This window comes from Bradyrhizobium sp. AUGA SZCCT0182 (assembly GCF_018130185.1).
Taxonomy (GTDB): Bacteria; Pseudomonadota; Alphaproteobacteria; order Rhizobiales; family Xanthobacteraceae; genus Bradyrhizobium.
In genome coordinates this window covers 88,219-110,213 of sequence record NZ_JAFCLY010000028.1, presented here as the reverse complement: position 1 = coordinate 110,213, position 21,995 = coordinate 88,219, and the positions used below count along the sequence as shown (strand labels likewise).

Below are 21,995 nucleotides of genomic sequence, written 5' to 3'. Positions count from 1 at the left end.
TTGACGCGCGGCTTGCATGTGCAATTATCACCGACCATGAAGCTATCAGCGCGCTTTTCCGCGTGATCAACCGTTACGTCGGCAACCTGCCGCCGATGCCGGGTTGTTTCCTGATTATCCCGCGCCAGTCAACCGGAGGCGGACATGACGTTATGTATCGGCTGGACGGATTCCGACGCGGTTTATCTCACCGCCGATTCGGCTGTCACCGTTGGGCCGCGAGCCTTAAGAAACGACTACAGTTCATTCGGAGAAAAGCAGCCCACGAGTTCTATAGGCAATGTCGAAGAATCCGCCCTGAAAATATTTAGGCATCAAGACACGGCCGCAACATTTGCGGGAGACGTTTCCCCGATCAACGGCATTTTTGCCAACTACGTGCAGAGTTCTCGCTTTCTGTCTCCACGAGAAGCGTTCGATGTCGCGTGGATGAGTTCACACACTGGAGGACGGCTGGAAGCCCTCTTCGTTTATCACGATTCGGCTGGGCCACATTTGGTAAAGTACGGTCCGCTGAACAATGTGGGCGATGAGGCAACAACCGCCTGCATTGGCAGTCTCCCCGCAGAGAACAGAGAATACATTCGTTCATTCGTCCAGAACATGCCGCCCCAGGCTAGCATAACGGACCGCGTTGTCGGCACAATATGCATTACGCAGCGCCTTGCCATTTTTTTCAATTTGATGGAGTCGCATGGTATCGGCGGTCTCGTTGCTGGTTGTTCAGTGAGTAAGAGTGGACTGCAATGGACCCCAGATACGATGCATGTAATCCTCCGAGGACAATTAGCCGATCAGCTCTCGAATGACGGTCTCAACGTGGTAGTTACGTGCGCACGTTTTGACACATTGTTTGTCTGCAACAACCTGACCGGCGGCTATAGCGGATTTACCAGTAGGTTCGGAATAAACACCGGACTTGGTTACAAAGAAATGGTCGAACACATGCTGGTCAACAAAGACCAGTTACCGCCGATCTCCACCAACTTGAAGGTCGATTACATTGTGTTCCACGATGTCACCACGGAACTAAGTACAATATTTAACGTTCGTGCGGGCGGAGATCGCGTTCTGAAATATTGGCTGGTCCAGGAGGCTGTCACGCGTCGTTTGCATGTTCACTTCACAGCATCTGGTAGCGGCTATGCTACACTAAATCGCCGCTCATCTGGCGACGGCGGAGACATTGCTTTTGTTGCCTATTGATCCGTTGCCCGATGACGCCCTTGGGCGCGCGGCGCTGATAAAGAGGACCGCGCGGCCCGCATCCCCGCATGATCGGGATAACCATTGCCACGTTCGGCAGCGCTGATCCTCTCTTTGATCCAAGGCACATTTACCGACGGTCTCATCGGACGAGGCAGCGTAATCGACGGCTAGCTCACGGTGCGGCGGGTTTCTTTATTCGACCTTTACCGAGACATTCCGTGCATCTCGGTGGAAATATTCTGCGATTTGGTTGCGTTGGCTGTTTGACCTTCTGAACGCCCGCGCCATCGCAGGCCGGGCAAACAACCTCACTCGAAACTTCAAGCGGTCTTTTCATCGCGATCAATCATCAAATCAAAAGTTGAAACCAATCGCGCAATGATAACGGGTAGTGGCTATAGCACAACGAAACTTGCCTCTTAACCTAACCGATCAACGTTACCGCTGGGCGTCAAGCTGACTGGCAACGGTTATCAATCCGAGTCTGCCGCCCAGTTTGCCGGGCGCAGGAACGGCGGCGCTCGTGGCTAAGGCGGCCTGCTATCCTCGGCTGAAGCTAAACACGCCGCCCATCGCCTTGCCGGATTGCAGCATGGGAATCACGCCAGCCGGGCGAGCGCTTTGGCGGCTCCTACTCAAAGTTTTGACAGCGCGGCTGTCTTGATCCGGCCCGGCTGCTCTGGTGGAATCTCGGAAAAAAACTCGGATGCGCCGGAATAGTCCCTCCCCGCGCGATCCGGCGCGCGAGGGTCAAGCGCCCTCAAATCTGCGCAGCCCGCAACCATTACTCCGCAGACGCATCCGGATTTCTTACCGAAACACCTGATCGAACACGCGGCCGACCGGCTTACGCATCGGCACCAAGGCGAGCTTGAGCCTTCCCATCCCGGTGCAGTAGGACGCCGGGCGCGAGCTGGCCATGATGCGATGGGGCATGCCGCCGCCACCGCCAATTGTAGCATTACCACACCGCCACAGGTTGAGGGTTAACGCTTAGGGGCGCGGCACAAGGGAGGCCCCTCCATTTGGCCTCTCTCTGCCGCGTCGACAATGCACAAAGACCCGCAAAAGCACGGATAGGAACCAGGTTGCATCGCTTTTACCATGCAAGCCTACTTGGGTTACGAGACTTGGGGGACGACATGCGTAAGGCTGGCGGGATAATTGCACTTATTGCTGGAATTTTCGGAATTTTTGCGGCCGGATTAACATTGCTGGTTGGTGGCGTGGGCTCAGCCGTTAAAGCAGACAATGCCCAAATGGTCGTCGGTCTTGGCTGGGGCGGTGTCGCCTTTTCGTTCATCGTCATTATCCTCGGCGCTGTAGCAATGGGCTCTAACAGCCGTATCCCAGGAATGCTGTTGGTGATCGCGTCAATCGCTGGCGCGATACTAGGCGGCACTCTCGTCGCAGTATTCATGCTATTGGCTTTTGTTGGCGGAGTGCTAGCCGTGATCGGCGGCGGTCGAGCTGCCGCTCCGTCAACTTGAAGCGAGCATTTGAAATTTTCTTTTGGTGCGTGGTGGTCCTGATCGGTCTACCCGTCTTCGCTGTGGTCGTTTACACAATCGTCCCTAAGCAAAACGATACGGGAAAATCCACCGGTGTATCTGATGTGAAGCTCGCTTCCGCGCCGGTCTCCAGCCTAGCTCCCACAGGGGATATCGCGGAGACTTTTTCTTTTCTTTCGCCAGCAACGCAAATTCAGCGAGATGAAAAGGAACGCGCGATCAAAGGCAAGATCGTCGAGTGGAAGTTGCCCGTCTATAATGTCTCCGAACGGAATGGATTTATCGTCATTCAAACTAAATCCCGCCCCGACATCGTGGGGACATTCTGCTATGTGAAAGCTAGTGACGCGATCAAGCGGTACGTGCTTTCACTGCGAGAAAACGATTTGATAACTTGCAAGGGGGAAATTGCCGGAACAGCCATGCGAAACATTGAGATACGACCTGCGATCCTGCGATAAGGACCAGCGTTCGGCTTCTCGCCTTTTTGTCGCATCCGCGCAGCTATGTCTTGATGCACCGCTTGGTGATCATGGCTCGCAACCGACTACCGCTTCGTACGATCTGGACTGAGGCGTGCCATGAACTCAGACAAAAGCACACGGGCAACACTAGCCAGTTTTCGTGGCAGGCGACCTTGCGCAAATACGCGTCGAACTGGGAGGCCTGGCGCAGCAGGCTATGGATGGCTTGCGTCAATTTGTCGAGGCGATGATTGAGCGGCCGTCCGCGACCCTGCCTAATTGACCGATCGTGGCAGACCGTAGCGCCATGCTGGGATGCCGCGATTTCGTCGCTCGACTTCCGAGAGACCCTTAGACACAAGCTAAAGTACCTCAGCGCGAACCTGGGCCACGCCACGGTCCGTAATTCCTAAACTGCGCGCAGCGCCGAGCGAAAGGTCGAGGACGCGGCCGCGAACCCAAGGTCCTCGGTCGTTGATACGAACTATTACCGACTTGCTGCTCGCAAGATCAGTTACACGAACTCTTGTGCCGAACGGTAGGTTGCGGTGGGCAGCGGTCAGTGAATGCCGCATGAATGGAGCACCACTCGCTGTTTTTCCTGTCGGATATGAATAGTAAGAGGCTTTTCCGGAAAAAACGCGGTTTGAAGATCGAGGGGCTGATCGATCTTCCGGACGAGGAGTAACCTCTTCTCCAGTCGGAGGTTGCTCTAGCGGATTTTGCCTAGTCTGGTCCGGTGGCTCGGGTGCCGGTTCTGCGTGCGCTTTTGGAATGATAGACCATCGATCAATGAAGGTCTGTGCTGAAGCAAAATCTACATGTAGGCACAACGCTCTTAGGTGGCTCGGCTCACCCGGAATGGATGTCCAGGGATTGTGTTATTCGACATAGAAGCGGCTTTGAGATAAGACGGCTGGGTTATGGTCGTCGATCAACATAGAAGCAGCATCATGATGAGACGACGCGATGTTCTTGCGGCCGTCGCCGGTACCGGGGTGATATGGCCCTCATCGCTTGCAGCGCAGCAAATGACGCAGCGGCCGCGTGTCGGCGTGTTGGTCTACGGCACGCCGGACCGCGATCCGAGCATTCAAGCATTCCTGAGGAGCATGCGCGAGCTGGGTTACATCGACGGCGAGAATATTACCTATGAATTTCGCTCTGCGGAGGGGAAGCCGGAGAGGCTTCCCGGACTCGCCGCTGATTTAGTCCAGCTTAAACCCGACGTGCTGTTTGCGTCGGGCGGAGATGTTACGCCGTGGATCGCAAAGGCAACTCAGACGATACCTATCATATATTCTAGCAGCGCCGATCCCGTTGCAATGAGCCTTGCGGTGAGCTTGGCCAAGCCAGGAGGCAACGCGACGGGGGTGACACTTCTGTCGGACGAACTCGCCGCCAAACGCATCCAACTCTTCAAAGCAGCTGTCCCGCGCATTTCCCGGGTCGGATTTCTTCGCGACCCAACGCACGCGGACAATGAGGAGCCCATTGCGCAACGCTCTGCCGTCGCTTTGGGTGTCGAAATCCATCCGGTTCCGGTGCGCGGCTCCGCCGATCTCGATCGAGCACTGACCGCTGCCGCCGAAGCCAGGATCGACGGGCTCTACGTTGTGTCCTCCCGGCACACCGCGCTCAACATTAGGCGCATCGTCGATTTCGCGACAAAAAATCGTTTGCCGCTGGTTGGAGGCTGGGGCGAGTGGGTGCAGTTGGGCGGGCTTCTGTCCTATGGGCCGAACACGGCCGACATGATTCGGCAGTCGGCCACCTACGTGGCCAGGGTCCTCAAGGGTGAGAAGACAAGCGATTTGCCCGTGCAGCAGCCGACACGCTTCGAGCTGCACATCAATCTTAAGACCGCGAAGGCATTTGATCTGACGATCCCTGAAGCGTTCATCTTGCTGGCCGACAGGATCATTGAATAGCCATTGCTATTCGACTTGTGGCACTTTTCTTCAGTTATTGCGCAGCGCCCCGTTGAGTGTCAGCGGAATTGAGCAGCACGCTGCCAGATGACAGAAGCGGACATCTGAGTAAATTTGATCGGCCGCTATTTTCTCGCGCTGCTTGCCTTTGCAAGATGCTAGGCTTTGCGCAAATAGAGTCTTCAAGGAGGTAACATGCTGAGGCGCGAGTTCATCGGTCTCTTTGGCAGCGCGGTAGCTGCCTGGCCTCTCATCGCACAGGCGCAACCGGGCGATCGAATGCGGCACATCGCCTGGCTGGGGCTCGGACGGGCCGACGAGCCGTCTCCGTATCTGGATTCGTTGCGTGAAGGTTTACGCCAGTTAGGTCGAATTGAAGGCCGCAATCTGACGATCAGCGCGTTTTGGGCAACCGGTCGGGACGACATGCAAGCGGTGGCACGCCAGGTGCTCGCGTCCAATCCCGACGTCATAGTGACGCAAGAACTGATGGCGATCGCAATGCTGGGGACGCAGACCAAAAAGCCCGTAGTATTTGGTTTCAGCGGCGATCCCGTCGACGGCAAACTCGTGCAAAGCTGGCCTCGGCCGGGCGGCAATTTCACCGGCATGAGCTATCTGGCCATTGAACTTGTTGGCAAGCGCATTGAGCTACTGAAGGAATGGCTACCGCAAATGCGACGCATTGCCATTCTTGCCCGGCCTCAACATCCCGGCGTACACCTGGAGCGGCAAGCTACAGAAGCGGTGGTAAAGAAGCTCGGGATCGACTCCTCGTATTTTCCGTATGAATCGCCATCGCTTCCGGCCCGCGATCTGAGCGACCTCGAAAACGTGTTTCAAGGTATCGTTCGGGATCGCTGCGATGCACTGGTGGTCTTCCCCGATTCCGCAATGTACGAAGTTATCGAACGCCTTGCCCAGCTCGCGATAGAGGCCAAGCTACCATCGGTCTCTGGCTGGGCTCCGTTCGCTCAAAAGGGATTGCTGATGACGTACGGGCCCGACGTGCGTGAGCTCTATCGTTCGCTCGCACGCTACACAGACCGTATTTTGGCCGGTACCAGCCCAGCCGATCTGCCTGTTGAGGTACCGACCAAATTCTATCTTGCAATCAATGCGAAGGCGGCCAAGTCAATGGAATTGACAGTCCCGCCAACGCTGGTTGCTCGCGCCGACGAGGTGATCGAATAGCCATCCTATTTGCTGCGGTGCATGAGTCCGTTGATGGCACTTTTCGGACCTGACGCACCTGATCGGCGATGTCCGCTGATCGGGGAAGAGCGGAAGTTCGCGGCGCGCTGTCAAAGTGACGCGAATGACCCTGGCTGTGTGAAAACGTCGCTGCTTTGCTATGATTCTCTCGTGATTCTGCGGGGGAAGCTGATGCGGCGCTTCGTTGAGCAGGCGGATCGTGGGCAATGGACGCTATTGCCGGAATGCCTCGATGATTTCATTGACGAGAGCAACCCTGTTCGCGTGATCGACGTGTTTGTCGATACCCTCGATTTGGCCGAGATGAACTTCGAAGGGGTGGAACCGGCAGCGACCGGGCGACCGTCGTACCATCCCTCGGTTCTCCTGAAGCTGTACATCTACGGCTATCTAAACCGGGTGCAGTCGAGCCGGCGGCTCGAACGCGAGGCCGGGCGCAATGTCGAAGTCATGTGGCTGCTGGGTCGGCTCGCACCTGATCACAAGACAATCGCAGACTTCCGCAAAGACAATGGCCTGGCGCTTCGCAAGGTATGTGCGCGCTTCGTCGAACTCTGCCGCGAGATGGGCCTCCTCGCGACGGCGAGTGTCGCCATCGATGGCAGCAAGTTCAAGGCCGTGAAGAACCGGGACAAGAACTTCACGCGGGCGAAGGTGGAACGGCGGCGTGTCCAGCTGGAGGACAGCGTCGCGCGCTATCTGAGCCAACTTGACACGCCGACCGGCAAGAGCCGACGGAGGCACTGGCCGCGAAGGTAACGAGGCTTACCGAGAAACTGACGAAGCTGAAGGAGGAAATGGCCAAGCTTGTCGTTTACGAGAAGCAGATGCTTGCTTCGCCCGACCAACAAATCTCACTGACCGATCCCGACAGCCGTTCGATGGCGACGAGCGGGCGCGGTTCCGGCGTCGTCGGCTACAACGTGTAGGTCGCCGTGGATACCGAGCATAATCTGATTGTGACGCATGAGGTAACGAACAACGGCTCAGATCGGGCTCAACTGGCCAAGCAAGCCAAGGCAGTTCTCCAGACCGAGACGCTCGAGGCGGTTTCCGATCGCGGCTACTTCAGCAGCCTGGAGATCCTCGCGTGTTACGAGGCCGGCATCGCGGTGACACTGCCCAAGCCGCAGACGTCGGGTGCCAAGTCAGATGGCCGCTTCGGCAAGCAGGACTTTGTCTATTTGCCAGAGAAGGACGCCTATCGCTGTCCAGCCGGGGAGCAACTGCCATATCGCTTTACGAGCGAGGAGGACGGCAAGCGGCTACGGCGCTACTGGACCACAGCCTGTCAAGAATGTTCGCTTAAATCGCAGTGCACGACAGGGCCAGAGCGGCGGATTCCACGATGGGAGCACGAGCATCTGCTCGAAGCTGCGCAGCAGCGCCTTGATGCAAACCCACAAGCCATGCGCCTGCGTCGCGAGACGGTCGAGCATCCGTTCGGCACGATGAAGGCCCGCATGGGAGCGACACACTTCCTTACCAAAACGCTTCCAAAAGTAGCCGCGGAGATGGCACTCTCGGTCCTCGCCTATAACCTGACACGGGTCATGAACATCGTCGGGACCAAGCCGCTGATGACTGCGATCGCGGCCTGAGACCGAACCGGTCCTGGCTTCTCACCGACTTCCTTAGAAGGGCGTTTTTACACGACCAAGACCCGGAGCGGACGCCGGCCGAACCGCATCACTCGATCACGTCCTCGGCGCGAGTGAGCAGCGGCTGCGGTATCTCAAGGCCGAGCGCCTTCGCGGTTTTCAAGTTTATGACCAATTCAAACTTTGTCGATCGCTCCACAGGAAGGTCCCCAGGTTTTGCGCCCTTCAGAATTTTGTCTACAAAAAAAGCCGCGCGGCGATAGTTCTCGAGCAGATTGGGGCCATAGCTCATCAGACCGCCGTCCTCGGCCAACTCGCGCCTGAAAAAGATCGCCGGCAGTCGCGCAGTGGTCGCCAACTCAGCGATGCGCCGGCCATAGGTATTAAATGTAATGTCTGGCGGAACGAGCAGTGCCTCGGCTTGGGCCTGCGTAAATGCAGTAAAGGCCTCCTGGAACTGCTCGGGGCTACGGATTTCGAACGGTGTCAGGGTGATCGTGGCACGCGTTGCTGCGGACTGTATCTGGCGCCATTGCGGCACGTGCAACGGGTTTGTGATATTGATGAGAACGGCAACGCGCGCTAGATGCGGCAATAATTCCCGCACAATATCCAGCTGCTTCGCTGCCAGATCTTCGGCGAAATTTGTGAGCCCAGTCACGTTGCCGCCGGGATGAGAAAGACTCTGTACTAAGCCAAAACCAACTGGATCGGCGCCGTCCGCCATCACAATCGGGATCGTGCTGGTAGCGTTGCGAGCCGCCAGGTTGGCTGGCAACGGCGCGGTGACGATGAGACGTGGATTCAACTGGACCAACTCGGCTGCTAGCTCCGGCAGGCGGACAAGGAAACCCTCGGCAAAACGGTATACGAAGCGAATGTTGCTTCCGTCAACGTAACCAAGCTGCTGCAGGGCAGCCTTGAACGCGCCGAGTTGCCTGGAACTCGCCTGCTCGGAACTGGCATGCAGAACCCCGATGACGACGGGAGGCACTTGCTGCGCGTGTACCGGCATCGACCATATCGCCGCTGCGCTGCCGAAAAGGCTAATGAACTTGCGCCGCCTCATGCTGTCACCCAAGGCCGGGGTCGGTTTCTGATGTTCGAACGATAGCACGCGCCACCGGTGGGGTATTGTAAACCATTTGCGTTGGCGCGACGATGCTGGGCCCACATGCGTTATGTCGCTTCGTGGCACTTTTGAGACAGTCCGTTCACCGATGTAGACCGGAAGTCGCCGTGGTTCAGGGTTCCTTGGCGCCGCCGCTTCTCCCGACCCCCGCTTCCTCGCATACCCACCCTCGACGCAATGATCGGCGTGGAAAGTGCTTTTACGATAGCTGACGGTTATTCGATGATCTCGTCAGCGAGGATGGTAATAGAAGATGAGAAAGTGAGACCAAGTGACTTCGCCGATTTCAAATTGAGGACGAGCTCAAAGCGCGTCGGCTGCTCGGCCGGAAGATCGGCAGGCTTTGCTCCCTTTAGAATTTTATCGACATATGTGGCTGCTCTGTGAAAGTGCGCTACTAAACTAGGACCGTAGGCCATTAAGCCGCCGGCCTCGACGAAATCGCGCTCCGGAAAAATGCCCGGAAGGCGGCGGTTGACCGTGAACGCACCGATGGGTTTGGCCAGGCTTAGGAGCATTCCGTCCGGAAGCGTCATGACTACTTCCGGCGACTCACTGGCCATTTGCTCCAATGCCATGGGCAAATTGTTAGGCGTTCCTACCGGAATGAACCGAACCTTAACTCCCCTTTTGCGTGCGGCAACTTCGGTCTCTTTAATGTTCGTCTCAATTGTTGCCCGGTTCGGGTTGTAGAGGATGGCCATTGACGCCACTCCAGGCACGACGTCAGTTATGAGTTGAATCCGCTTGGCGGTGATCTCCTCCGATTGTAGCGAAAGGCCAGTGGCATTGCCGCCCGGCCTAGCAAAGCTTGCGAACACACCCGCTCCGACCGGGTCAGAGGCAATGGCCACAACTATTGGAATTGTCTGCGAAGCCTTCTTCGCCAATACCGCTGCCGCGATGCTCTCTACGACAATGATGTCAACGTTCTGCGCCAGGACTTCATTCAAAAGTTCGGGCAATCTATCAGGTTGTCCCTCGGCATAACGAAATTCGAGGACGATGTTCTTCCCCGGCTCGTAGCCGAGTTCCCGCAGTCCGGTGATGAAAGCCTTAAACATAGGCGAGGACTGCGACACTCCGAGCGTTACGACGCCTATCTTCCGAGTTGCGCTCGAAGTCGCCTGTGCTCGAGCGACTCGTCGGGGAGCGAGCGCCAAGAGGATAGGTGACGCCGCCGCATAGCCGAGACGGATGAGGAGTTGGCGTCGTCTCAAGGGTTACCCCCAAGGCTCGGTCCAATATGTCGAACGCTATCACGTCCAGCCCGCGTCGGGGACTAATTCGCTTCAAGATCATGCAATCGGCAAACTCGGGTTAGGTTGTCGCCGGTGGAAGATTCGGTCGATTGGAGGTTTCGCCGGCTTTCGGCTAGGTTGTCGAAGGAACCGCGCCGACGAAGTGATTAACGCATTTGTTGCGGTGCATGAGTCTGTTCGGGGCTGACACATGTGCCGACCGGCCGTGACGATGTCCGTTTCCGGGGGAGGACCGGAAGTCATGGCCAGACCGGCAAAACGACGCGCATGACCCGCAACGGACATTAGGTGGGGAATCCCGGTCAAGAGCATTGGGCCGCTCGCCAGCCGGAGCAACAACTAGCGTGATGGCCTGAGCGTAGCTGAAGTGCTAACAAGAGACATTCGATAAAGTTCACAGGCCATTTCCGCGGCAATTACCGGCCAGATGCAGTCATGGTATCAAGGCGTGCCGAATTACGGTCAGTCGCTGGACGCCGTGTTTTCGCTTAACGGCTGATCGGTCGAATCCACTCGTTGCCCTCAAGCGGTCGACGCGAATCGTGGACCGACTGGAGACCGCACCATCATGAGGAACTTGCTGCTGCTCGTGCTTTCCGTGGTTGCCGTCGCGCGGGAAGCGACCGCACAGGACGCCGAATGTGTCCGCGAACGCGCCGCCATGGTCGAAACCATCCGGGCCTACGCCCGGTCCGACACCAGTGCTTTGGGACAGCAGGCCCTGTCGGAGAGGGTCCTTGAGGCCATGGGGCAAACGAAACGCCACCTGTTCATCCCTGAACGATCTTGCTCCATCGCATACGCGGACAGGCCGATTCCGATCGGCCTCGGCCAGACCATATCGCAGCCGCTCATCGTCACCTTGATGACCCAGTTAGCCCGGATCGCTCCGGATCATGTTGTGCTCGAAGTCGGTACGGGTTCGGGCTATCAGGCCGCCATCCTTGCGCACCTGGCGCGAAAGGTCTGCACAATCGAGATTATCCCGGCATTGGCCGAGGCCGCCGCGAAAACACTAAGAGACCTCGCGTATGACAACGTAAGCGTCAGGCTTGGCGACGGTTATGGTGGCTGGCCCGAATGCGGTCCTTTTGACGCCATCGTCGTGACCGCCGCGCTGGGGCAGCCACCACCGCCGCTGATTGAGCAGCTTAAAGTAGGTGGTCGGCTCGTCATGCCGGTGGGGCCCGCTTACACCACTCAGCACCTCACGGTCGTCGAAAAAACTGCCGCTGACAAGACGACAACGCGCGCCGTCGCTCTCGTGCGCTTTGTGCCCTTTACGCGTTCACATGATTAAAAGCCGGTATGGCGGCTATCTCCAAAATCACAGTTAGAAATAAGAGGGAGGAAGCCATGAGCGGTGCGAGGCTAAAACATTACGGCTGGGGCCGTGAAGACGAAGGCATGACTGCTAAGGAGCAGGCCTTTGTGCTCGGCCGTTACCGCGCAAAATTTGCACGCGATGCATTTGAGACAAAAGCTGTCCCGCATCTCGAGGACCTGGCGCTGCGCGCGCCGCGCGTGGCGCCGCCGGCCTCACTTGCCACTTTCTGCACGAGCGAACGCTACGATCGCGTCGCGCACGCCTATGGCAAATCCTATCCAGACTACGTGCGAGCCATGCTCGGCGACTACGACAGCGCGCCCGACGTGGTCGCCTATCCACGCAACGAAGCAGAGATTTCCGCTGTGATGGATTGGGCCGGTGGTGCCAGCGCCTCGCTGACGCCGTTCGGGGGCGGATCGAGCGTCTGCGGCGGTGTCGAGCCGCGAGTCGACGGGCTTCGCTATAAGGCGGCGATCACACTTGACCTCCGCAATCTCGGTAAGGTTGTCGAGGTGGATCAGATATCGCGCGCCGCACTGATCGAAGGTGGTGCCTATGGTCCATGGCTGGAGAGCCAGCTTAAGCCGCATGGCCTCACGTTGCGGCATTTTCCACAGAGTTTCGAATATTCAACCCTTGGCGGCTGGATCGCGACGCGATCGGGCGGCCATTTCGCTAGTCTCTACACACATATTGACGATTTCGTCGAAAGCCTGCGCGTCGTAACCCCGCGCGGCGTGCTGGAAACGCGCCGCTTGCCTGGATCGGGTGCCGGACCGAGTCCCGACCGCATGTTCATCGGCTCGGAAGGCACGCTCGGGGTGATTTCGCGCGCCTGGATGCGATTGCAGCCACGCCCGAAATTCCGTGCCGGCGCATCGGTTCGTTTCCATTCGTTCTTCGGTGCGGCACGCGCGCTGCGCGCCGTCGCACAGGCCGGCCTCTATCCATCGAACTGCCGCATCCTTGACGCGCAAGAAGCATTCAACACCGGCGCCGCCGACGGCAGCGTCGCGATCATGGTGCTGGGCTTTGAATCCGGCGACCATTCACCGGACCCCCGGATGGCACGCGCGCTCGAATGCTGCGCCGACCATGGCGGGACGCCGGAGGTCGCAAAGGCCGGCGATGCACATCTCGAAGGCGCGGCAGGAATCTGGCGCAACGCATTTATTCGTATGCCCTATGCGCGCGAGTTTCTGACGCCGGCCGGTCTCATCAACGACACCTTTGAGACCGCTATCACCTGGGATCGGTTCGAAAGTTTCCACGACGAAGTGAAGGCGGCGACGAAGCGTGCGATCCTCCAAGCGACTGGCGTAAAAGGCGAGGTCACATGCCGCTTCACCCATGTCTATCCGGACGGGCCCGCACCGTATTTCTCTTTCCACGCACTCGGCCGCCACGGTGCTCTTCTGGAGCAGTGGCAGGCGATCAAGAATGCGGCCAGCGATGCGCTGATTGAGGCGGGTGGTACTATCACGCATCATCACGCTGTTGGCCGTGATCATCGGCCTTGGTACGATCGTCAGCGCCCGGGGCTTTTTGCGGCCGCGTTTCGGGCAGCAAAAAGAGAACTCGATCCGCAAGGCGTGCTCAACCCGGGAGTGCTCATCGATCCGTAGGGCTGATCGACGCGCCAACGGGGTTTGGCCGCGAGCGTGAATAATTGTGCCATTTGCTGCGGTGCACGAGTCCGTTGTGGGCACCTTTGAGACAAGGCGACCGACCCTGACGATGTTCCGGGGGAAGGCAGGAAGTGGTCGGCCGACGACCAGAATGACGCGATTGACCCAAAGCCGACAGGCTTCTTGATAAAGGCTTGCAGCCGCGCGTGTCGCAGTTTGTTCGTGCTGGCGCGCAGGGCTTTCTCGGGGTATTTCTGAAAGTAGAATGCATAACCATCCCATCATCGTCCAAAAATACGGCGGCGCCTGTCTCGAAACACCGGCAAAAATTCGCGCGGTCGCGGGCAATCTCGCCGATCTACACAGGCGTGGTCATCGGGTCGTAGCGATCGTTTCAGCGATGGGAAAGACCACCGATGAACTTGTTAAGATGGCCTATCAAGTAAGCCCGAATCCCAATCGCCGTGAACTCGATATGCTGTTAACCACCGGCGAGCGCATCAGTATGTCTCTAATGAGCATGGCGCTGTCCGATTTTGGCGTGCCGGCGATTAGTTTTACCGGCAGCCAAGCCGGAGTGATGACCGACGAATCCCACTCTTCCGCGCGCATTTTAGATGTGCGGCCCATTCGCGTGCGCGAAGAACTCGACCGCGGACGCATCGTGGTTTTGGCCGGCTTTCAGGGCGTGAACCCGGTGACCAAAGAGATTACCACGCTGGGCCGAGGTGGCAGCGACACCACTGCGGTTGCCATGGCAGCAGCACTAAAAGCCGAGCGCTGCGAGATTATCAAAGAGGTCGACGGAGTTTGCTCGGCTGATCCGCGCATCGTGGCGAATTCAAAGCCATTGCGTCAGCTGGATTTTGCATCGCTATCCGAAATGTGCTTTTGGGGCGCCAAGGTCTTGCATTTTCGCAGCGTGGAGCTGGCGCAAAGCCAAAACGTTCCTTTGGTCTTAAAACAATTGGGCAGCGCTGAACACAGCACGCAAGTGATGAGAGAGGTTATCGGGATGGAAAGCGGAAGAGTTTTGGCCGTCAACTCGATGGCTCGCATTGAACATGTGGAGATCGATTCGACAGATCTCAATCAAGGCTTTGAGAAATTCGCGCAGCATCTCAAGCAAAACGGATTATCTTGGCCGCAACTCCTCGCCTCGGCTTTCACCGCCGGAAAAACGCGCATTATGATGACCTCGGATTCGGAGTCGCTTGACACTTTGCTGCGCACGCTGGAGGGAAGTAAAGACTTGCGCCAGCAGCGTGAGACGTTAAGTTCGGTGAGCCTCACTTGCTTCGGCGGCGTTTCCTCAGACTTGCCATTTAAGGCGATCCAGATCCTGAAGTATCACGGGATTGTCGCCGACAAATTTGTTTTGTCACCGCATTCGGTGAATCTAATTATTCCTGCGGAGAGGCGCGAGGCCGCGGTCAAGGCTTTGCATTCGCTGATCTAGGTGACCGTTTTCGCCTAAAAATATTGCGGCACTCTGCGTAAGAAATTCGGCGTGAGCCTGTGTCAGCCAGGCGGTCAACATTGGCACGAAGCGGGAGCCACGTTCGATTTTCAGACAAGTCACATCCTCACCGCATTCGTGAAGAGCGTGTACCCCACTCATACAAGGGCCGCAATGAAGTCAGATTGGGTGTGGATTGCTCGACCTTTGCGATCGCGCCATTTTCGTCCGTAGGTATCGAACGGAAAGTGTCGCATGTAGTATTCGCAAGTCTCGTCCCAATGTTCGACCGACAACGACTTACCATAGTGTCGGCAATACAGACCGGTCACCACGTGTTCAACACCACCCGGCTCTCGCCCATGGTGCTTCGCGAAGAAGACCTCCAACCGGTTTCGCCACAACATCAGAATGTCCCGACGTTCCGGGCCGAAGAAACGACGAAAGTCCAACAGTTCGCTATCGGCTTGATAGGGTGCATGATCGCCAGGAGTCATATAAGCGTCGAATAGTTCAACCCGTACGCCGTCGCAATCGCTAGAATGCGTTCGTTCTATGTATCCGCGTAGATCTCCGGTAACGCGCTCATCCGCATCGAAGCAAAACATCCAATCTAACTGCAAATGTTCGCGCGCCGTCTGCAGCAAAAGTCGGCGATGTCGACCCTCGGGAATCCGGCGTGCCTCGATGTCCGCTTCCCACGACCGATTTGTCACGATTAGAGCGACTTTTGGGTGTCCGCCAAGAATCTCCAGCGTTCGATCCGTACTCGCGTCATCATAGGCGGCTATCGCATCTACGTGTTTGCCGACGTAGTCCAGTGTGTCTCGGAGGATAAGTGCTTCGTTGCGAACGCGGGTGATTCCGATCAAAAAGTGCCGATGGCCCAAGAGGCTTTACGTTCGACTCTCATCGCCTATGAAGGAAATCTCAAGTTGCGCTCGTAGCGTGTCGGCAATATCCGCCGAAAGCGACCCGCTGAAGCACGAAGAGTAGACATGCGTCGCTACGCTAACTCGGCTCGTGCCACTCGCCCGTGAACCGCACACCAATGACCTTTGCGCGCCTCCACACAACTTCGCACCCCCGAAGCTGGCCTCCGGTCTGCGTGAGCGTCAGTTGAAATCGGTCCGCTACTTGTGACGGCATGGGAGCCATAATTTTTGCCCCCGTCATCGAAATGTCCATCACGAAACATTCTTGGTCCTGATGACCCGCGCTTACGATCCAAGCCGATAAACTACGGGCGCGTCGAATTCCTCTCTTAACGTACTTTGAGGGAATTCGCATTGGACGTTCGCACGAACATGGTCACTGGCGTTTCAGCTTCTTCCGCTGTATCTTGAGAGCGGCAAGCCGAACTTTTTCTCGGGCATGCGCGCTGCGCGCCGTCTGTTCATCTGTCTTTCTTTTGGTTGGCCGAACCGGTCCATGCTTCGGCTCAGCAGTTGGCAGCGTAGGAAGCGATTGGGTTGCCACCGTCGACCCATGTCCTGATGGTTGAACGCTCATAGGGCGAGCTTCTGATCTCTGCATCCTTGCCTCACGAGTGATAAAAAAAGGCCATGCGGTGAGCTACACCACACGGCCTGAATAGCAGAGCGTCGATTGCGCAGATCAGCGCAGACCGATGAACGAGAGAATTGCGCCCACGACTACAACAAGCCCAACAATATAAACGATGCTGTTCATCGCGTATCCTCCAGATTTCGCTGACTTGAAAAACGTACCCCGGGCAAAAAAGTTCCGCTCGACAAACTTGCTACTAAGCGGTGTCTAAACGAACATGCCGACGGCAATCTTCAGCAGTCCGACGATAAGAACCTGATAGAAAAGACGGCGACACTCCCGTTGACCACCTTGAGAAGCGCTGCTCGCTGTTCGTTATCAATTTGGATAGAACTGTACCCGACATGCTCCGCAAGGTTGCGCAGCATCATCGTGGTCGCACGGAAGGGGCCTCGGCAGTGAGCTGGATGGCGAGACTGAGAAGGCAGCCTCGTTGGAAGACCCTGTCACTTCCGCAATCATCCCGTAAACGGACATCTCCCTGAGCTTGACGTCCGACCATTCATCAGCGCGACCCGCCTTGATGGGCGGCGGCGGCGGACAGCAAGTCTCCCTCGGTTCCTGCCCGCCATTCTGCCGGCGGCGGTCCGGTCATCGTGGCAGGGGACGCGGTCTTAACCGGGAACGAATCCCGGGTAGGCGTGTTGTTGACGTTCCTCAACAATGGAGATGACGAATGAAGCTTCGTACAGCAATCCTCGCGGTTGTACTGATCGGCGCTCCCGCAATCGCGTCTGCCCAGACGACCCACCAGGGGGCGCGTGATGGCGCTGCCGCAGGCGGCGCTGTCGGTGGTCCGGTTGGTGCGGCGGTCGGCGGCACGGTGGGTGCGGCCGTCGGCCTTGGTCTCGAAATCCCGAATGCCGTGATTGGCTCTATCACCGGCACAAACCGCCCCTCAGTCGTTTACGAACGGCAGATCGTGGTCGGCGAACCTCTTCCCTCGCAAGTCGAAATGTACGAGGTGCCCGGTCACGCCGAATATCGGTATGCTCACATCAATAACAAGCGATATGTCATCGAGTCCCGCAGCCGCCGCGTCGTCCGGGTGATCGATTAACATTGCTGCGCTAAATATAAAAAAACCCCGCGGTTTGGACCGCGGGGTTTTTCGTTATCCGGCGACCAGGCAAGCCGCAATACTATTGAGCAGTGGAAGAGAAGACATCAGTCGAAAATGCCAGGCCATCCGGCTGTCACTGAACTGCATCCGACGACAGCCGAATTGCGGAAGCTACGTCCGAAGCCGTTATAGATATGCTTTTCCTGCTAAATGAAGATCTGACGAAAAGGACCAGCCAGGATTTTCTCAACGGCGCCTGCGCGAAGTCAGCCGTTGGATACCATCGCGCAGCCGCACTCACCGTCTGGGTACGTGAAGAGGCGGCGCCCGGCTACTCGGCCGCCGCGGCGAGGCGGCCAGGCAGAAGATCACGGATGATTTGTGATCTGTGACGCTGTAACGGAAAGGCATCCGCACGAGTCTTTGCGATACGGAGGAACCCACATCTACATAAGCCGTACAGAGACACGACTGCCTCCGTAAACCTTTACACTTCCCGTCGAAGACGCGCGCGCCCTAGGTGGTGTGGACTCTAAGGATTCCCTTTTAGGCGCAAATCAGATTCAAGGCTTCTTTTTTGGGAGGCAGTCTTGGGTGTGAAGGACCGTTTGGTTTTGAGCGACTCGGCGTGGGAGCGGCTGGCGCCGCTGATCATAGGTCGGCCCTACCAGAAGGGCTCGACGGGACGCGACAACCGGATGTTCGTCGAAGGTGTGCTGTGGATCGTGCGTACGGGCTCCCCCTGGCGGGATCTCCCGGAAGCGTTTGGGGATTGGAACAGTGTGTTCCGGCGCTTCAGTCGATGGAGCATCAAGGGTGTCTGGTGGCGGATCTTCGAGGCGATGTCCGATGATCCGGACTTCGAATATCTGATCGTTGATTCCACCATCGTCCGGGCGCATCAGCACGCCGCCGGGGCGAAAAAGGGGGTCTGAAGATCAGGCGATCGGCCGCTCGCGCGGTGGCCTGAGCACCAAGATACATATGCCGTTCGCGGCTTGGGATGTCCTGTGCGGTTCACCCTTACCGCAGGTCAGAAGGGCGATGCACCGCAAGCCGCCGCCTTGATCGAGGGATTGCCTGCCGAGGTCGTCATGGCCGATACCGCCTACGACGCCGATCATTTGCGCCAAGCTATCGCCGCCAAGGGGGCGCTCGCCGTCATCCCCAACAACCCGTCACGCGCGATTAAACACCCGCTCGACAAGCACCTCTATGCCCAGCGCCATCTCGTTGAATGCTGCTTCTCAAAACTCAAACAGTTCCGACGTGTCGCAACCCGCTTCGAAAAAACGACCCGGAATTACCGGGCCGTCGTCACTCTCGCAGCCATCGTTCTGTGGATCCGCTAGTGTCCACACCACCTAGCGCGCGAGTTCCTTCGAGAGATCCGGCGTACATGAGGATTGTCGAGCGGTGGCGACGGTTCACGATGCAAAAGCTGCCGACAGCAGATTGACCATTAGTAAGTTGTCGTTGTCCTTCGTGGTGCACCTTCTGCGCTGCCTGGTTCTCAATTTCAGAATTCAACTCCGCGCCCAGTAAAATGACGATCGTAGACATCACATCCAGATCATTAAGCCGATAGCCGCCCTAGCGAACCGTAGGTCGCATCGTAATTGCCGTAGTTGCTCAAATAATATGACAGCAGTCCTGATCCGATTGGCCAGGCCAGGGTTGCCACCGCGCTTCCGACTGAGATCCACTTCCACTTCGGAGTTTTGCGGCTCGGCCCATAGCGGTAAAGCAAAGCGAGTCCAAGCAGGATCAGAATTGCCAGCGCCGGCCATCGAGCATACTTCAAAAGTATTTCAGTGACACTGCCAAGGCCGAAGGTTGCCAACACCATCGGAGCCGCGATCACTAGTCCCATGGCAGCCAAAATTCCTACTAGCCCACCTAAGGTGAAGGCCAGCGACACTGCGTTCAGCTTGAAGAAACCGCGTTCCTCCTTTTCGTCATAAACTACGTTGAGCGCATCAATGATAGCTTTTGTGCCACCATTGGCGCTCCACAGAGCCAGCGCGAAACTGAACAGAAAAGCTGCTCCCAGTGTAACTTCGCCCTTCGCCAGCACACGCCTACCTGATCTTGCACGACCGAAAACGTGCCAGGCGGCAAGATGCCCGAGAGCATTCCGAGGTGGCCATTGATAGTGGTTGCGTCGGCGATAAGCGCGTAGGATGAAACTAACGCGGTGATACCTGGAAAAAGAGCGAGCAGCGCGTAAAAGACCACACCCGCTGCGATTGCGAGTAGCCGGTCTTCATTTATTTGGTGATAAGTCCGCCAGAGAATGTCCTTCCAACCCTGCACCGGCACGTCAACTGGAGAGCTTGCAACCCCACCGCGGCCGTTCGTTGTATCGACGCTCACGCCCGTAGGAGCAGATTGCGCCTCTTGCCTCGACAATTTCGATTTGGGACGAGGCACTACATATCGTGCTGCCGCATCAATCCCAAGTAGCGCCAGCGATGAGATAATTCCCGGTTTCTTGATCTAATTCATAAAAATCCTCGCAGTGCCGCCTACAGCCGAAACTTTGCGACTTCGATATAGGCCCACACGTAACATTATGAAGGTGAAGTGGTTCAATCCGTCGTTAACTCGACGCTCGGCGGGACAATGAGATCGTCAAGGCGCCATCCCAAGACCATGCCGGAAGCGGCCACAGAAAAAGAGATCCGACTCCGGTTGCGTGCGCCTTGGGACGAGGCGAAGGCGCCGCAACGACCGCTGCCAGATGATGCGCTCAGGATCGTTATGCGCGGGGCGGACAAGGAGGATCGTGCGACAGCGGTATAACACCAAATCGAGTGAGGTTATGGGGCGCGCAGTTGCGCAATCTCATGGTCTCGGGCGCGCTGTATGCGCGCCAAAGCGAACGCCTAACCCTAGACTGCGCTCAAACCGGCACAGCGTAGTATGGCGCTGAACTGCCTTTGAAACATAATTTGGTTGCCGTGACTGGGGAAGTAGACATCCAGCCCTTTATTTACGACGTTGAACCCATCTGCCAGCAGCCGCGGCCCGAGTAGACGACAAATATTCGCTTTGATGAGAACTAAGGGGACATCCCTGTCCGGCGATAAGCGAGTTAGGTCGTCGCACAGCAGCGGATAGTCGCGGGCTATCGTTTCATCACGTCGCTTGTTCTTATCGACAGGTTCGTAAGTCGCATCTACTAGCAACCAACCCCTCAACCGCAACTCGGCAAGACCTTCATGCTCATCTGGCCCGAGTAGCTTCAGGGCAGCAATTGCGGCGTCGATCTTGCCGCTTTCGTCCCGTAAGGTCCGCTTTTGAGGGAAGACCGGAAGTGGCTGGACGAGGGGCAAACCGACACGATTGATCCGAGGCGGACATTAGATCGCCGGTCAGCTCTGAAGCTGCTATAGCTCAGACCTCTCGGGGCCATGTCGCTCGACCTCGCGATGGCGGAAAATCTTCCTGCGCGACGATACGGTGATCGAATGAAGCGATTTTTCGCTACGGTGCCCGTCCTTGCTGTGCTGCTTGCCTTCGCGTCGGCGGCCGCAGCTCAAGACGTGCGGAGAGTGGCGCACGTAGGTATGTTGTGCGCCTCCTCGTGTGCACCGGGGTCGATTCAAAACGCTCTATCGGACGAACTTCGCAAGCTCGGCTGGCTCGAGGGTACCACCATCTTCATCGAGCGTAAGGAAGGGGGTGGTCGCTTCGATCGGCTGCCGGCGCTCGCCGCCGATCTTGTGCGATCGAAGCCCGATCTCATCGTCGCCTTCGGTCCTCAGGGCGCGCGCGCCATTAAGGACGCGACCGACGAGATACCGATCGTGGTACTCCTCGTCGCCGATCCAGTCGGCATGGGACTTGCCTCGAGCTTTGCCCGTCCTGGCGGAAACCTGACCGGAGTCGCCTCGATGACTGCGGGCGGTATCAACGGGAAGACCCTAAGTATTCTTCGAGAAATTTTGCCACAAGCGAAGCGCGTGGCAAATTTCATCAATCCCGCAAACGAGATGCATCGACTGCTATTGCCGAGCGACACATTACCTTCAGCCGCCATGCTCGGCTTACAGCTCGATGTTATCGAGGTGCGTAAAGCGGAGGAAATTCCTGGCGCAATCGCGACTGCTAAAGCTAAAGGGGCGGAAGCTTTGTACATATCGGGTGACACGATCTTTAGCTTGCCGCAGAACCGGTTGCCCGAACTTGCGGCGCAAGCAGGGCTGCCGTCGATTTACTCAGTGGGCCCCAGAGAAATCGTACAAGCCGGCGCACTAATTTCTTACGGCCCTGACTCCGTCGCCGTGGCGCGGCGCGGCGGCTACTATGTTGATCGAATTCTCAAAGGCGCCAAACCGGCCGATCTTCCTATTGAGCGGCCCACCAAGTATCTGCTTGTCATTAATCTCAAGACCGCGAAATCGCTTGGTATTGAAGTCCCGCCGTCGCTTATCGCCAGCGCCGACGAGGTGATCGAATAAGGCTTGCCATTCCGGTAATCGATTAGGGACCTCCGTAGTGGAGTTGAAAAGCGACGCAGCGGCAGAGAAGTCCAAAGATCAAACTTCGCGAGATTTTTAGGGGTATTCGATTTTCGACTTTTGCAATCACCAGCCAAGCCTTCCAGTATCCCTAA

18 protein-coding genes and 3 pseudogenes are annotated in these 21,995 nt (G+C 57.3%); 13 read left to right on the top strand and 8 right to left on the bottom strand.

Annotated elements, in window-relative coordinates:
• Positions 1–23: 23 nt before the first annotated feature.
• Together JQ611_RS41895 and JQ611_RS26650 are read left to right on the top strand one after the other, a co-directional pair.
• A pseudogene (locus JQ611_RS41895) lies at positions 24–136 on the top strand (SOS response-associated peptidase); the annotation flags it as partial.
• An 8-nt stretch (positions 137–144) separates the two neighbouring features.
• Positions 145–1,206, top strand: a complete 1,062-nt coding sequence (locus tag JQ611_RS26650; protein WP_212467066.1) for a hypothetical protein — start codon at positions 145–147, stop codon at positions 1,204–1,206.
• 813 nt (positions 1,207–2,019) lie between these two features.
• On the opposite strand, the gene JQ611_RS42560 is transcribed toward JQ611_RS26650, so the two are convergent.
• Complete coding sequence (locus JQ611_RS42560; protein ID WP_283816778.1) at positions 2,020–2,145, bottom strand: hypothetical protein; 126 nt, start codon at positions 2,143–2,145, stop codon at positions 2,020–2,022.
• 206 nt (positions 2,146–2,351) lie between these two features.
• On the opposite strand from JQ611_RS42560, the gene JQ611_RS26645 reads away from it, so the two are divergent.
• Together JQ611_RS26645 and JQ611_RS26640 are read left to right on the top strand one after the other, a co-directional pair.
• A complete protein-coding gene (locus JQ611_RS26645; protein WP_212467065.1) occupies positions 2,352–2,699 on the top strand; it encodes a hypothetical protein in 348 nt (115 codons plus the stop codon).
• Positions 2,696–3,181 (top strand): hypothetical protein, encoded by a 486-nt coding sequence (locus tag JQ611_RS26640; protein WP_212467064.1) that lies wholly within the window; start codon positions 2,696–2,698, stop codon positions 3,179–3,181. Before JQ611_RS26645 ends, JQ611_RS26640 begins: the two co-directional genes overlap by 4 nt.
• A gap of 365 nt (positions 3,182–3,546) precedes the next feature.
• Here the strand turns inward: JQ611_RS26640 and JQ611_RS42760 are convergent, their stop codons facing one another.
• Positions 3,547–4,017, bottom strand: a complete 471-nt coding sequence (locus tag JQ611_RS42760) for a septal ring lytic transglycosylase RlpA family protein (protein ID WP_312012184.1) — start codon at positions 4,015–4,017, stop codon at positions 3,547–3,549.
• 90 nt (positions 4,018–4,107) lie between these two features.
• On the opposite strand from JQ611_RS42760, the gene JQ611_RS26630 reads away from it, so the two are divergent.
• The 3 genes and pseudogenes from JQ611_RS26630 (at position 4,108) to JQ611_RS26620 (ending at position 7,931) form a co-directional block, all read left to right on the top strand.
• Complete coding sequence (locus JQ611_RS26630) at positions 4,108–5,115, top strand: ABC transporter substrate-binding protein (RefSeq protein ID WP_212467063.1); 1,008 nt, start codon at positions 4,108–4,110, stop codon at positions 5,113–5,115.
• 195 nt (positions 5,116–5,310) lie between these two features.
• The gene (locus tag JQ611_RS26625) at positions 5,311–6,309 is read left to right on the top strand and encodes an ABC transporter substrate-binding protein (protein ID WP_212467062.1); all 999 of its coding nucleotides are present in this window, start codon (positions 5,311–5,313) and stop codon (positions 6,307–6,309) included.
• A gap of 192 nt (positions 6,310–6,501) precedes the next feature.
• Positions 6,502–7,931 (top strand): annotated as a pseudogene (locus JQ611_RS26620) (IS1182 family transposase).
• 88 nt (positions 7,932–8,019) lie between these two features.
• Here JQ611_RS26620 and JQ611_RS26615 read toward each other — a convergent pair.
• Entirely contained in the window at positions 8,020–9,000 is a 981-nt protein-coding gene (locus JQ611_RS26615) for an ABC transporter substrate-binding protein (RefSeq protein ID WP_212467061.1), read from the bottom strand.
• A 278-nt stretch (positions 9,001–9,278) separates the two neighbouring features.
• Entirely contained in the window at positions 9,279–10,127 is an 849-nt protein-coding gene (locus tag JQ611_RS26610; RefSeq protein WP_212467060.1) for an ABC transporter substrate-binding protein, read from the bottom strand.
• Positions 10,128–10,893: 766 nt separating this feature from the next.
• Here JQ611_RS26610 and JQ611_RS26605 point away from each other — a divergent pair.
• The 3 genes from JQ611_RS26605 to JQ611_RS26595 all read left to right on the top strand — a co-directional run bounded on the left by JQ611_RS26605 (position 10,894) and on the right by JQ611_RS26595 (position 14,742).
• On the top strand, positions 10,894–11,625 hold the full coding sequence (locus JQ611_RS26605) for a protein-L-isoaspartate(D-aspartate) O-methyltransferase (RefSeq protein WP_212467059.1): 732 nt from the start codon (positions 10,894–10,896) through the stop codon (positions 11,623–11,625).
• Positions 11,626–11,681: 56 nt separating this feature from the next.
• Entirely contained in the window at positions 11,682–13,280 is a 1,599-nt protein-coding gene (locus JQ611_RS26600; protein WP_212467079.1) for an FAD-binding oxidoreductase, read from the top strand.
• A 268-nt stretch (positions 13,281–13,548) separates the two neighbouring features.
• The gene (locus JQ611_RS26595) at positions 13,549–14,742 is read left to right on the top strand and encodes an aspartate kinase (RefSeq protein ID WP_212467058.1); all 1,194 of its coding nucleotides are present in this window, start codon (positions 13,549–13,551) and stop codon (positions 14,740–14,742) included.
• 158 nt (positions 14,743–14,900) lie between these two features.
• Here JQ611_RS26595 and JQ611_RS26590 read toward each other — a convergent pair whose 3' ends face one another.
• Both JQ611_RS26590 and JQ611_RS43095 read right to left on the bottom strand, forming a co-directional pair.
• Complete coding sequence (locus tag JQ611_RS26590) at positions 14,901–15,614, bottom strand: glycosyltransferase family 2 protein (RefSeq protein ID WP_249133466.1); 714 nt, start codon at positions 15,612–15,614, stop codon at positions 14,901–14,903.
• A 139-nt stretch (positions 15,615–15,753) separates the two neighbouring features.
• On the bottom strand, positions 15,754–16,032 hold the full coding sequence (locus JQ611_RS43095; RefSeq protein ID WP_409411300.1) for a PilZ domain-containing protein: 279 nt from the start codon (positions 16,030–16,032) through the stop codon (positions 15,754–15,756).
• 955 nt (positions 16,033–16,987) lie between these two features.
• Here JQ611_RS43095 and JQ611_RS26580 point away from each other — a divergent pair.
• Positions 16,988–17,371: a DUF1236 domain-containing protein gene (locus JQ611_RS26580; RefSeq protein WP_212467055.1), complete on the top strand. Its 384-nt coding sequence runs from the start codon at positions 16,988–16,990 to the stop codon at positions 17,369–17,371.
• 599 nt (positions 17,372–17,970) lie between these two features.
• Positions 17,971–18,726 (top strand): annotated as a pseudogene (locus tag JQ611_RS26575) (IS5 family transposase).
• A gap of 224 nt (positions 18,727–18,950) precedes the next feature.
• Here the strand turns inward: JQ611_RS26575 and JQ611_RS41890 are convergent.
• Both JQ611_RS41890 and JQ611_RS43090 read right to left on the bottom strand, forming a co-directional pair.
• Positions 18,951–19,451, bottom strand: a complete 501-nt coding sequence (locus JQ611_RS41890) for a YihY/virulence factor BrkB family protein (RefSeq protein WP_312012183.1) — start codon at positions 19,449–19,451, stop codon at positions 18,951–18,953.
• Positions 19,340–19,690, bottom strand: coding sequence for a YhjD/YihY/BrkB family envelope integrity protein (locus tag JQ611_RS43090; RefSeq protein WP_409411301.1), 351 nt, complete (start codon positions 19,688–19,690; stop codon positions 19,340–19,342). The genes JQ611_RS41890 and JQ611_RS43090 overlap by 112 nt, the downstream gene beginning before the upstream one ends.
• 1,100 nt (positions 19,691–20,790) lie before the next feature.
• On the opposite strand from JQ611_RS43090, the gene JQ611_RS26565 reads away from it, so the two are divergent.
• Complete coding sequence (locus JQ611_RS26565; RefSeq protein WP_212467054.1) at positions 20,791–21,840, top strand: ABC transporter substrate-binding protein; 1,050 nt, start codon at positions 20,791–20,793, stop codon at positions 21,838–21,840.
• The last annotated feature ends 155 nt before the right edge of the window (positions 21,841–21,995 follow it).